Annotated in this window: 7 protein-coding genes; 4 read left to right on the top strand and 3 right to left on the bottom strand. The window is 68.8% G+C overall.

Annotated features, from left to right (window positions below):
- Positions 1–29: 29 nt before the first annotated feature.
- Together ACFRIC_RS23330 and ACFRIC_RS23325 are read left to right on the top strand one after the other, a co-directional pair.
- Entirely contained in the window at positions 30–1,088 is a 1,059-nt protein-coding gene (locus ACFRIC_RS23330) for an NlpC/P60 family protein (RefSeq protein WP_382788698.1), read from the top strand.
- A gap of 78 nt (positions 1,089–1,166) precedes the next feature.
- Positions 1,167–2,183: a hypothetical protein gene (locus ACFRIC_RS23325; RefSeq protein ID WP_382788696.1), complete on the top strand. Its 1,017-nt coding sequence runs from the start codon at positions 1,167–1,169 to the stop codon at positions 2,181–2,183.
- 78 nt (positions 2,184–2,261) lie between these two features.
- Here the strand turns inward: ACFRIC_RS23325 and ACFRIC_RS23320 are convergent, their stop codons facing one another.
- Positions 2,262–3,356, bottom strand: coding sequence for an LCP family protein (locus ACFRIC_RS23320; RefSeq protein ID WP_382788694.1), 1,095 nt, complete (start codon positions 3,354–3,356; stop codon positions 2,262–2,264).
- Positions 3,357–3,724: 368 nt separating this feature from the next.
- Here ACFRIC_RS23320 and ACFRIC_RS23315 point away from each other — a divergent pair, with 368 nt between their 5' ends.
- Together ACFRIC_RS23315 and ACFRIC_RS23310 are read left to right on the top strand one after the other, a co-directional pair.
- Positions 3,725–7,591: a CDP-glycerol glycerophosphotransferase family protein gene (locus ACFRIC_RS23315; protein ID WP_382788692.1), complete on the top strand. Its 3,867-nt coding sequence runs from the start codon at positions 3,725–3,727 to the stop codon at positions 7,589–7,591.
- 112 nt (positions 7,592–7,703) lie between these two features.
- Complete coding sequence (locus ACFRIC_RS23310) at positions 7,704–9,188, top strand: hypothetical protein (protein WP_382788690.1); 1,485 nt, start codon at positions 7,704–7,706, stop codon at positions 9,186–9,188.
- A 74-nt stretch (positions 9,189–9,262) separates the two neighbouring features.
- Here ACFRIC_RS23310 and ACFRIC_RS23305 read toward each other — a convergent pair whose 3' ends face one another.
- Entirely contained in the window at positions 9,263–11,389 is a 2,127-nt protein-coding gene (locus ACFRIC_RS23305; protein WP_382788688.1) for a 3-hydroxyacyl-CoA dehydrogenase NAD-binding domain-containing protein, read from the bottom strand.
- Complete coding sequence (locus ACFRIC_RS23300) at positions 11,386–12,612, bottom strand: thiolase family protein (protein WP_382788687.1); 1,227 nt, start codon at positions 12,610–12,612, stop codon at positions 11,386–11,388. The genes ACFRIC_RS23305 and ACFRIC_RS23300 overlap by 4 nt, the downstream gene beginning before the upstream one ends.
- Between the last annotated feature and the right edge of the window lie 193 nt (positions 12,613–12,805).

Raw genomic sequence — 12,805 nt, 5'->3', positions numbered from 1 at the left:
CCCTTCCCGCAATCCCTGGAGCCGTCACCATGCCGAAGCGCAAAGGCCGCCCCGTCCTCCACGCTGCCACGGTCATCGCGCTGCTCGCGGGCAGCGCGTTCTTCACCTTCGAACTCCGCAAGGACGAGGAGGCGAAGGTCCCGGCCGTGCAGGCCGTCACCGACAAGCCCGACCTCGAGAACTCGGGCAAGGCCACCGGGAAGCAGACCTGGGAGCGTCTGAACAACCCGACGCGTTCCGTGCTGCGCGGCGAGAACGGCGACATCCTCGCCACCTTCACCGACGGCGCCCGCACCGCGACCCTCCGGGGCCCGTCCCGCACCTTCACCGAACCGGCCAACACCCAGTCCCGTGTGGTCACCCAGGACTGGGTACGCCTGATGCCCGAGGCCTGGCGCAAGGGCGCCGAGAAGGAGAAGTGGTTCAAGGACTGGTTCAAGGAGTACTACGGCAGCGAGGCCGACGACATCTTCGCGATCGCCTTCCAGTACGTCGACGGCGCACCCGTGAAGAAGGACGACGAGGGTGTCCCGTACGCGGGCGACGCCGTCTTCGGCCCCTTCAAGGAGGACGGCGTCGACCGCCTCGAACAGAACGACTTCTACGACTACCTGGGCATCAACTACACCTTCCGCGACGGCACCTCGATGGTGGCGCGCAAGGAGCGCTACCGCGCCCTCGACTGCTCCGGGTTCATGCGCATGGTCTGGGGCTACCGGGCCCGCTACCCGCTGATGGCGACGAACTCCTCCGGCGACGGATTGCCGCGCAGCGCCGACGGCATGGCCCGCTCGGACATCGGCGTCGACATCCTGAAGCTCTCCGGACCGTCCCCCTGGTACACGCGCCCCAAGAACATCGACGTCGTCCAGCCCGGTGACCTCCTCTTCTTCAAGATGGACCACCGCACCGGCAACCACCTGGACCACGTCGCCCTGTACCTGGGCGTCGACACCGACGGTCACCGCGTCTTCATCTCCAGCCGCAAGGAGGTCAACGGGCCGACCATGGGCGACAAGGGCGGCGCCTCGCGCATCGACGGCAACGGCTTCTACGCCGGGCTGCTGCGCAGCGCCAAGCGCCTGTGAACCGCTGACGGGGGAAGGGGCCGGTCCGGTGGGCCGCCCCGGATCACCGGGCGGTCCGCCCCCGATTAAGGTGAAGCGGTGAACGTCGACTGGCTCATACGCGGTCGCGACGGCAGGCTCAGTGCGTACCTGCTGTCGGAGGCCACCGTCCGCTGCCGGGCGGAGCGCGGACCCGGCGGCCCCTGGGACCCGCCCCGCACCGTGGGGGGCGAACAGCGCCTGCACTCCGTACTGGCCCTCGGTCAGGGCCCCGACCGCTACACCCATATGGTCTCCTGGCGTCCGACGGTCAGGGACGAGTCGGGTCTCGTCCACTCCACCCACTTCCGGCCCGATCTCGCCGCCCTGGACTGGAACCCGATCGGTCACCCGGACCGCACCGGGGGCCGGACGGGCAACCCCGCCGTCGCGGTCGACGCGCAGGGGCGCGCCCATGTCTTCGTGCGCAACAAGAGCGGCGGAGTCAGCATGATCGCTCAGAAGGAGAAGGGCGGCTGGGGGCCCTGGCGCGACCTCAAGGGGCACGACGTCCGGGGCGACCTGGCGGCCGTGACCGGGATGTCCGGCCGTGTCGAGCTGTACGCGGCCGTCCCCGGCGGCGTGCTGCACTGGAGCCAGGCGGAGGCGGGCGCGGAACCCGCCCTGGACGAGGCGCTGGAGGCACCGGTCCGCCCGGACACCCTGCAGGCGCTCGCCACCTCCGCCGATGCGACGACGCTGTTCTTCACCGACGAATCGGGCGACGTGTGCGCCTGGCGTCCCGGCACCCGGCCCGTGACCCTGCTGACGTCGGCCGGCCCGGGTCCCGTCCGGGTGATCCGCTGTCAACTCGACGGCCACGACTGCACGTTGCTCGCCCAGCGCGCGGCGAGCGGCCGAGTGGCCTTCGCCGCGTACCCGACCGAGGACGAGTCGGCGGGCGCGTGGTGGACGGAGTCGGGTCCCGAACTCCCCGCCGACGCGCTGCTGGCGCTCACCGAGGACGAGGAGGGGCGGGTGGTCGCCGCGACGCTCTCCCCGGGGACCGGTGAACTCCGCGTCACCCGGCGCAAGGACGAGCCGGGCATAGCCCTGGAGGCCTGGCGCGCGGTCTGACACGACTCGGCGCTGACACGAACAAGGGCCCGGCCACCACCTGTTCAGGTGATGGCCGGGCCCATTCGTCGCCGTGGGTCAGGAACTCCCGCCGGTGGCGGGCGACTTCTTCGCCGACTCGGGGATGACGGAGTCGGTGCGGAGCGCCTCCCAGAGGGCCGACGCCTGCGGCTCGGCCGCCACCACGCGGTTCGGGTCGACCTTGTCGTACGCCACCGGGAGCATGATCGTCTCCATGGTGGACGGGTCGACGCCGTTCATGCTCCGGCCGAAGTCGGCGAGCGCCGTGAGCGAGGCGAGGTCGGAGTCTGTGGTGAGCGCCTGGGTCAGACTGTCGGCGATCTTGTACGTCTTCGTGGGGCTGCCCAGCAGGTCCTGCTTCTTGATCTCGGAGAGCAGCGCGGTCATGAACTGCTGCTGCAGGCCGATGCGTCCGAGGTCGCTGCCGTCGCCGATCCCGTGCCGGGTCCGTACGAACTCCAGGGACTGCGTGCCGTTCAGCCGGTGCGTGCCTGCGGTGAGGTCGAGGCCGCTGGAGCTGTCGTGGATGTCCTTGGCGACGGTGACGTTCACGCCGCCTATCGCGTCGACCAGGTCCTTGAAGCCGGCGAAGTCGATCTCCATGTAGTGGTCCATGCGGATCCCGGAGATCTTCTCCACGGTCTTCACCACGCAGGCCGAACCGACCTGCGAGTAGATGGAGTTGAACATGACGCGCCGGGCGGAGGGCACCTTCGAGCCGTCGGCCCTGGTGCATTCGGGGCGGGTCACCAGGGTGTCGCGCGGAATGCTGACCGCGACGGCCTCCCGGCGGCCCTCGGGTATGTGCATCACCAGCGCGGTGTCGGAACGCGCCCCGGAGACATGGCCCGTCTTGAGGGCGGCGTTGGCCCCGGCCCGCGAGTCGGATCCGAGGACGAGGATGTTCTGCCCGGAGGTGGGCAGCTTCGCCGGCCGGTCGTCCCCGATGGCCTTGTCGAGGTCGACGGCCTTGATGTTGCCGTCGAGGTCGCTGTAGAGCCAGTACGCGGTACCGCCCGCGGCCAGCAGCAGGATCAGGAGCGTCAGCAGGACGATGCGTCCGCGGCGTCTCCTGCGCGGCTTGGTGCCGCCCGTTCCGGTGCCTTCCGGCTTGCCGTCATGTCGTTTTTCGGTCGTGGCGCTGTGCGTCATCCGACGTGGTCCTCTCCTCACGGGCTCCGCGCATGCGGAGTTGCGGGCCCGGGAGGGGGAACCGGCCCAACTGATACGAAGCGGTGCAGTGCGAGAACTATAGGCGTCCCCGTGATCATGTTTTAAGAGGGGATGGCCTACCACTGAATCGCAGGTGAACGTCACATTGCCCTGCGTTGACTTAGGTGCAGCCTTGGCTAAGAATGTGGAGGTCCTGTGATCATCGGTGGAGGGGGCTCTCGCCCGAGTTCACAGGGACGGTGGTTGTCGACGCGGCAAGGGGGCCGCGGACACGCCGGGTCGCGGGGGTGCCCAGTGTCAGCCGATCGACGGGCTCATTGGGTGAATTGTCTCGGTAGGAGTGAAAATTGACGCATCATCCGCGTCTCGGTGTAGTTGTCCCGTTCCAGAACGTTGAGGCTTATCTCGCCGAGTGCCTGGAATCGATAGCGCGTCAGTCGTTCCGTGACTTCGAGGTGATCCTCGTCGATGACGGATCCACCGATCGCTCGACACGCATCGCCGCCGAGTTTTGTGTCGCCGACCCGCGCTTCCGGCTGATCCGGCAGGAGCCGCACGGGCCGGGGCATGCCCGGAATGCCGGCCTGCGGGCCATGCATCCGCGTGCGGAGTTCATCGCCTTCGTCGACGGTGACGACGTCATTCCGGAATACGCCTACGAACTGCTGGTGCGCACGCTGCAGGAGTCCGGTTCGGACTTCGTCTCCGGCAACGTGCAGATGATGAACTCCAGCAAGAAATGGCAGTCCCCCCTTCATCAGAGCCCGATGCAGAAGAGTCGGCGCGGCACTCACATCACGAAGTTCGACGCGCTCATCTACGACCGGACGGTGTGGAACAAGCTGTTCCGGCGGTCCTTCTGGGACTGCCACTTCATCAAGTTCCCCGAGGGTGTCCTTTATGAGGACTCCTGGGTCAACATGTACGCCCATTTCCGGGCAGCGAAGGTCGACGTCGTCTCGGACGTCGTCTACTTCTGGCGACGCCGCGAGGGCGGCGCCGCCCCCTCGATCACCCAGCGCCACACCGAGCTGTCCAATCTGCGTGACCGGGTCGCCGCCGTGCAGTCCGTCAGCCGTTTCCTCGGCGAACGGCGCTCCCGGCTCCACGTGGAGAGCAAGCGCAAGTACGACCTCGCCTGCCTCAAGTCCGACCTGATGCTCCACCTGAAAGTGCTCCCGGACGCCGACGAGGAGTACCGCCAGGCCTTCATGGTGTGGGCCAACGAATTCCTCGACGAGGCCGACCCCGCCATCATCGACGAGCTGCCGGCCGATGCCCGGGTCAAGTGGCTGCTGGTGCGCGAAAGGCGGCTGTCCGAGCTGCTGGAGGTCATCCAGTTCGAGCGGAGCGGCGGCCCGATGCCCGTCCAGCGGGGCTTGCGGCGTTATCTGAAGTACCCCTACCTCGGGGACCGGGAGGTCGGCCTCGACAAGAAGGCCTACCGGCTGGACAAGGAGTTCTCGCTCCACGGGTCGCTCGACGGCGCCCGCTGGAACACCGACGGTCATCTGCTCACCCTCACGGGTGCGGCGTATGTCCGTTTCATCAACGTGCACAAGAAGCACATGTCGGTGAAGGCGGTCGCCCTGCGCAACAAGAAGCAGGGACGGATGCTTCTTGCCACCGCGAAGACCACGTACGCGCCCCAGGCCACCGAGCACTCCAAGCAGAATCGTTACTGCTACGACTGGGCCGGCTTCGAGACACACATCGACACCACCCGGCTCAAGCACAAGGGTGAGTGGGTCGAGGGCACTTGGGACGTCGCCGTCGGCGTCCTCAGCCGCGGCCTGTTCCGCTACCGGGGCGTCGACCGCGGCGGCGCCGGAACCGCCGCCAACCCGCCGTACCGTTATGTGGACCGCAACACCCGCGTGCTGCCCGTGTTCCTGCAGGGCAAGCTCAAGCTGCGCGTGGAGACCGTGCGCTGCCGGATCACGGGCCACCGGTTCAGCGGTGACCATCTGGAGCTCAACGGCGTCTATCTCGGCCCCAGGGTGCCCGAGTGGGGCAAGCTCCGTGTCACCAGCATGAGCGGCGCCGGCCGTCATGACGCCATGGTCCACTTCCGGTCCGGCGGCGAGGGCTGGAGCACCTTCACCGCCCGGATCCCCTTGCGCGTCCTGGTACCGGGATACCGTGCCGACGCCGCGTCCGGCGTGGACGTGCCCGAGACCTGGAGCATGGGCAGCAACGGCTGGAAGACCACCTTCCACGTCGAGGGCCGCAAGATGACCATCTACCCGGTGGTCGCCGAGCAGGTACCCGACGGGCACTACTACATGCCCGCCGCTCTCCAGACCCGTGAGGGCGACCGTGAGGTCGTCGTCCACCGCAACGGCTCCGGCTACCTGGTGCTCTTCGAACGCGCCACCCTGCCCACGGCGACCGGTTCCGTCTGGCACGAGGACGGCTCCCTGGAGATCACCGGCCGATACCTCGCCGCCGGCCGGCTCACCGAACGCGAGTACCGCGACGCCCACCTCGTGGTCCGTTCGCGCGCCCACGGCGCCGAACGAGCCGTCCCTCTCCAGTGGGACGGGGACGCGTTCCGCTCCGTCCTGACCCCGGCCGCCATGCGCACCCTGGCCGGGGACATCCCGCTCGCGTCCGGACGCTGGGACTTCTTCCTGCGCCGCCAGGACCTGTCGGCGGTGGCCCGCGAGGACCGGCTGGAAGACCTCACGGTGAAGATCGAGCAGGACATCGTCGCCGCCTTCCCGGAGGAGTACGAGACGGGCGAACGCCGTTACGAACTCCAGGCCGAGGCCTACGACCGGCTGTCCCTCCTCGTCCACTCCGCCATGCCGGACCACGCCCGGGGTCCCTACCGCCAGAAGCTGCTGCGCACCAAGGCCTACCCGGCGGCACGCCGCGAGAAGGTACGACCCGCGATCCTGCTGGACGCCTTCAAGGGCACCCAGTACTCGGACAGCCCGCGCGCCCTGCACGAGGAACTCGTACGCCGGGGCCTCGACCTCGAACACCTGTGGGTCGTACGCGACGACCAGGTCCAGGTCCCGCCGACCGCCACACCCGTGCGCATGTGGTCCCCGCAGTGGTACGAGGCCCTGGCCACCAGCCGGTACGTGGTGGCCAACAACCACCTGCCCGACTGGTTCCAGAAGCGCGACGGCCAGGTCGTCGTACAGACCTGGCACGGTACCCCGCTGAAGAAGATCGGCCACGACATCGAGGCCATCCACTTCGCCGACCAGCGCTATCTCGAACGGGTCGAGAAGGAGGTGCAGAACTGGGACATGCTGGTCTCGCCCAACAGCTTCTCCACGCCGATCCTCAAGCGTGCCTTCGGATTCCCGGGTGAGATGGTCGAGTGCGGCTACCCGCGCAACGACATCCTGCGCAGGCCCGGCACGGAACACCAGGAGCGGGAGATCCGCCGTCGTATCGGGCTGCCCGACGGCAAGCGGGTCGTGATGTACGCACCGACCTGGCGCGACGACCAGTTCTACGCACCCGGCAAGTACAAGCTCGACTTCCGCGTCGACCTGGAGGACGCCCGCGCCCGACTGGCCGCCGACCACGTCCTCCTGGTACGCCGTCACCCCAATGTGGTGGACCCGGTCCCCGGAGCCGGCGACGGCTTCGTCTTCGACGTCTCCGACTACCCGGACATGGCCGACCTGTCCCTGATCACCGACGTGATGATCACGGACTACTCGTCCCTCATGTTCGACTACGTCAACACCGGCCGCCCGATCCTGTTCTTCACCTACGACCTGGACCACTACCGCGACACCCTGCGCGGCTTCTACTTCGACTTCGAACGCAGGGCGCCCGGACCCCTGGTGGACACGTCCGAGGACCTGGTGAGCGCGATCCGGGACATCGACCGGATCCAGGACGCCTACGCCGAGCGCTACCGCTCGTTCCAGCACGAGTTCTGCGACCTCGACGACGGCTTCGCCTCGGCCCGCCTGGCGGACCGGATGCTGATCGCCGGAGGCGACCTCGCACCCGAGGAGGCGCGGGCGCCCGCGGTGGACTCCGCGGACACGCGGCACCAGGGTCGCCCTCTCATGCCGTTCCCCTCGAACGAGGGGCACTGGTTCGCACCGCAGCGGACGCCCCTGGAGACGGGGTCGGGCCCCGACCACCACGTGAACGCCGTGCCCAGCCAGCCCATGCGGCGTGACGCCGTCGGCGGCCAGGGTCCGCGGGACAGGATCGCCGAGGGCATGACCCTGTGACCGCGTAGGGCCGTATCGCCCGTGATCGTGCCCGCGTTCCCGCCTCCGGCCCTCGGCGCATCCGCCGAGGGCCGGAGGCCGCATATCTTCGCAAGGACAAGGAAAGCGCAACATGTCTGAATCAGCCGCCAAGGGCCGCCGGGTGATCCGGGGGATCGACGCCTCGGGCGCGTACCCCGTGGAATACCGGTTCGCCCACGCGCGGGGCGGCAACCGACATCTCACGGTCGTCTTCGCCAACATCGACGCGCCGGACGACTACGGCTGGGCCACCGGCATTTTCGACAACCTGCGCTCCAACATTCTCTGGATACGCGACCGGTTCGACGGCGGCAACACCTACTACCTGTGCAGGGACGGGGACTTCGGGATCGAGCAGTCCGTGATCGGGCTCATCCAGAAGGTGGTGAAGGCCCTCGGGCTGACCCCCGCGGATGTGACCCTGTGGGGCAGCTCGAAGGGCGGCAGCGCGGCCCTCTACTTCGGACTGCGCTACGGCTTCCGGAACATCGTCGCCAGCGTCCCGCAGTTCCGGATCGGCACCTTCGTCCGTGACATGTATCCCCGGACCGGCCGGCACATGCTCGGCGACACGATGCCCGAGGACAGGGTCCAGCTCCTCGACTCGGTCCTGAACGACCTGCTGGCCTCCGACGCCAACCCGGACGCGCACCTCTACCTGGTGTCCTCGCCGCAGGACGAGCAGTACGCCACGCAGATCGAACCGTATCTGGGACTGCTCCAGCGGTACCCGAACTTCAACTTCCTCTTCAGCGAGTCCCCGCACATCACCGGGCACGGCAAGGTCACCCAGCGCAACACACCTCCGCTGCTGGGCATCGCAGGCCTTCTCGTGGAGGGCATCAGCCCGAGACTGGGCATCACCCGGCACGGCTATGAGGAACCCGACGCCGACCGGTCGGGCATCACCGGGTTCCTCGCCGCCACCGCGATCGTGCAGGACTGGCTCGTGCCGCCGGTCGTCACCACGCCGCTCCCGCACGATCCGCTGCCCGTCACCGGCGCGTCCCTCACCGGCCGGGCACCGGGCGCGGTGCGCGTCAGCATCTGGGAGAACGGCGACTACCTGGCCTCGGCACCCGTCGGCCCCGAGGGCGACTGGACCTGGCAGCGCGAGGGGGCGTGGAGCACGGGCGAGCACACGGTCAGGCTCTTCGCCGTGGACCGGAACGGGATCCAGTCGGCCCGCACCGACGTGACGTTCACGGCGTCGGACCGGATCACCACCCCGAAGGCGCCGGAGACGACCGCACCTGAGCAGTATTTCGACGTCGAGGGGACTCGGGTGACCCTGCTGCCCCCTCTGACGCACACCCCCGAGCCCGGCCAGCAACTCCTCGCCACCAGCATCCGCTTCACCGGCGCCTCCAACGGCGCCACCCACGTGGGCTTCCGGGAGAACGGGGTCCTGCTGGGCTCCTGCCCGGTCGGCCACGACGGCCGCTGGCTCTGGAATGCCGACGGCGACTGGCTTCCCGGTACACACACCGTCGAGGTCGTCGCAGCGAACGACACGGGCGAGGTGTCTCCGCCCGCGACCGTCACCTTCGCTGTCATGCCCGTTCCGGGGCGCTGAACCGGGACACCCCCGGAGGAACGACAAAGGGGGGCCTCCCCGAAATCCGGAGGCCCCCCTTCAGCCTTAGGCCGTTACGCCGGAACCGACGCCACGCCCGCTTCCAGGAACCGCTTCCCGGTCACCCGCTCCGAGACGCCCTCGCGGTCCAGGTACGGCGTGATGCCGCCCAGGTGGAAGGGCCAGCCCGCGCCGGTGATCAGGCAGAGGTCGATGTCCTGGGCCTCGGCGACGACGCCCTCGTCGAGCATGAGGCCGATCTCCTGGGCCACCGCGTCGAGGACGCGGTCCCGCACCTGCTCCTCGGTCAGGACGACGTCGCCCTGCTTGAGGAGAGCGGCGACCTCGGGGTCCAGCTCCGGCTTGCCGGAGTCGTAGACGTAGAAGCCGCGCTTGCCCGCCTTGACGACGGCCGCGAGGTTCGGGGAGACCGTGAAGCGGTCCGGGAAGGCCCGGTTGAGGGTCTCCGAGACGTGCAGACCGATCGCCGGACCGACCAGCTCCAGCAGGACCAGCGGCGACATCGGCAGGCCGAGCGGCTCGATGGCCTTCTCGGCGACCTCGACCGGCGTGCCCTCGTCGATGACGTTCTGGATCTCGCCCATGAAGCGGGTCAGGATGCGGTTCACGACGAACGCCGGGGCGTCCTTGGTGAGGACCGCGGTCTTCTTCAGCTTCTTGGCGACGGCGAACGCCGTGGCCAGCGAGGCGTCGTCCGTCTGCTCGCCGCGCACGATCTCCAGGAGCGGGAGGATCGCGACCGGGTTGAAGAAGTGGAAGCCGACGACCCGCTCGGGGTTCTTCAGCTTCGACGCCATCTCGGTGACCGACAGCGAGGAGGTGTTGGTGGCGAAGATCGCGTGCGCCGGGGCGACCGCCTCGACCTCGGCGAACACCTGCTGCTTGACGCCGATCTCCTCGAAGACGGCCTCGATGACGAAGTCCGCGTCGGAGAAGCCCTCGGCCTTGTCGAGCACACCGGAGACCAGCGCCTTGAGGCGGTTGGCCTTGTCCTTGTTGACGCGGCCCTTGAGCAGCAGCTTGTCGATCTCGGCGTGGACGTAGCCCACACCCTTGTCGACACGCTCCTGGTCGATGTCGGTCAGGACGACCGGCACCTCCAGGCGGCGCAGGAAGAGCAGGGCGAGCTGGCTGGCCATCAGGCCCGCGCCGACGACGCCGACCTTGGTGACCGGACGCGCGAGCGACTTGTCCGGCGCGCCGGCCGGACGCTTGCCACGCTTCTGGACCAGGTTGAACGCGTAGATGCCGGAGCGCAGTTCGCCACCCATGATCAGGTCGGCGAGCGCCACGTCCTCGGCGTCGTAGCCCTTCTGGAGGTCGCCGTCCTTGGCCGCGGCGATGATGTCCAGCGCGCGGTAGGCGGCCGGGGCGGCCCCGTGCACCTTGCTGTCGGCGATGAAGCGGCCACGCGCGACGGCCTGGTCCCAGGCCTCGCCGCGGTCGATCTCCGGGCGCTCGACGGCGATCTCGCCCTTGAGGACGGCGGCCGTCCACAGCAGCGACTGCTCCAGGAAGTCCGCACCCTCGAAGAGCGCGTCGGCGATGCCGAGGTCGTAGACCTGACCGCCCTTGAGCTGCTTGTTCTGGTTGAGCGAGTTCTCGATGATCACCGAGACGGCCTTGTCCGCGCCGATCAGGTTCGGCAGGATCGTGCAGCCGCCCCAGCCGGGGACCAGACCGAGGAAGACCTCGGGCAGCGAGAAGGCCGGCAGGGCCGCGGAGACGGTGCGGTACGAGCAGTGCAGACCGACCTCGACGCCACCGCCCATCGCCGCGCCGTTGTAGTACGCGAAGGTCGGGACCGCGAGGCCCGACAGACGCTTGAAGACCTCGTGACCGCCCTTGCCGATGGCGAGCGCGTCCTCGTGGCGCTTCAGCAGCTCGACACCCTTGAGGTCGGCGCCGACCGCGAAGATGAACGGCTTGCCGGTGATACCGATACCGACGATCTCGCCGGCCGCGGCCTCCCGCTCGACCTGGTCGATGGCGATGTCCAGGTTCGCCAGCGACGCCGGGCCGAAGGTGGTCGGCTTGGTGTGGTCGAAGCCGTTGTCGAGGGTGATGAGCGCGAAGCGCCCGGCACCGAACGGCAGGTCGAGGTGGCGTACGTTCGCCGAGGTCACGACCTCGTCGGGGAACAGCTCGGCCGCTCCCTTGAGGAGTTCAGCGGTGCTCACTTGTCGCCTCCGGCGTCCTTGTGGTGCGGGTTCTCCCAGATCACCGTGGCGCCCATGCCGAAGCCGACGCACATGGTGGTGAGGCCGTAACGGACCTCCGGCTGCTCCTCGAACTGACGGGCGAGCTGCGTCATCAGACGGACGCCCGAGGAGGCGAGGGGGTGGCCGTAGGCGATGGCGCCGCCGTACTGGTTGACGCGCGCGTCGTCGTCGGCGATGCCGTAGTGCTCCAGGAAGGCGAGCACCTGGACGGCGAAGGCCTCGTTGATCTCGAAGAGGTTGATGTCCTCGATCGACAGACCGGCCTGGGCGAGGGCCTTCTCGGTGGCCGGGATCGGGCCGTAGCCCATGACCTCCGGCTCGACGCCCGCGAAGGCGTACGAGACCAGGCGCATCTTGACCGGCAGGCCGTTCTCGCGGGCGAAGTCCTCGGACGCGATGATCGAGGCGGTCGCACCGTCGTTCAGACCGGCCGCGTTGCCGGCGGTGACCCGGCCGTGCACGCGGAACGGGGTCTTCAGACCGGCCAGGTTCTCCAGCGTGGTGCCCGGGCGCATCGGCTCGTCGGCGGTGACCAGGCCCCAGCCGGTCTCACCGGCGTCCGGGTTGGTGTTGCGCACCGAGATCGGCACCAGGTCCTGCTGGATCTTGCCGTTGGCGTACGCCTTGGCGGCCTTCTCCTGCGAGCGCACGGCGTACTCGTCGGCGCGCTGCTTGGTGATGGTCGGGTAGCGGTCGTGCAGGTTCTCGGCGGTCATGCCCATGAACAGGGCGGACTCGTCGACCAGCTTCTCGCTGACGAAGCGCGGGTTCGGGTCCACGCCCTCGCCCATGGGGTGACGGCCCATGTGCTCGACACCGCCGGCGATGACGACGTCGTACGCGCCGAAGCCGATGGAGCCCGCGACGCTCGTGACGGCGGTCAGCGCGCCCGCGCACATACGGTCGATGGAGTAGCCCGGGACCGACTGCGGCAGACCCGCGAGGAGGCCGGCCGTGCGGCCCAGGGTCAGACCCTGGTCGCCGATCTGCGTGGTCGCGGCGATGGCGACCTCGTCGATCTTCTTGGGGTCAAGACCGGGGTTGCGGCGCAGCAGCTCCCGGATGGCCTTCACGACGAGGTCGTCGGCGCGGGTCTCGTGGTAGATGCCCTTCGGGCCCGCCTTGCCGAACGGGGTGCGGACGCCGTCGACGAAGACGACGTCCCTGACGGTACGAGGCACGATGGCTCTCCTCCAGATGCGGGATGGCACTGCTGCGCGGACACACGCCTGAGCGCGCGCTCAGCACCCATGCTACTTACGAGTAACCAACCTGCCCAGTCCCGCGGGCGGGAGCGGCGAAGGTCACATCCGGAAGGGCGAACGCCGAGGAGAACCGGCCATGATCCGAGGCCCAGGATCTTGGCGTGATCTC

Origin of the sequence: Streptomyces sp. NPDC056738, from assembly GCF_042790435.1 — a bacterium.
Taxonomy (GTDB): domain Bacteria; phylum Actinomycetota; class Actinomycetes; order Streptomycetales; family Streptomycetaceae; genus Streptomyces.
This window is presented reverse-complemented; position numbering and strand designations above follow the sequence as displayed.

Coding starts and splice junctions, on each gene's coding strand:
- ACFRIC_RS23330 (WP_382788698.1), top strand. CDS start 30: ATGCCGAAGCGCAAAGGCCGCCCCGTCCTCCACGCTGCCACGGTCATC.
- ACFRIC_RS23320 (WP_382788694.1), bottom strand. CDS start 3,356: ATGACGCACAGCGCCACGACCGAAAAACGACATGACGGCAAGCCGGAA.
- ACFRIC_RS23310 (WP_382788690.1), top strand. CDS start 7,704: ATGTCTGAATCAGCCGCCAAGGGCCGCCGGGTGATCCGGGGGATCGAC.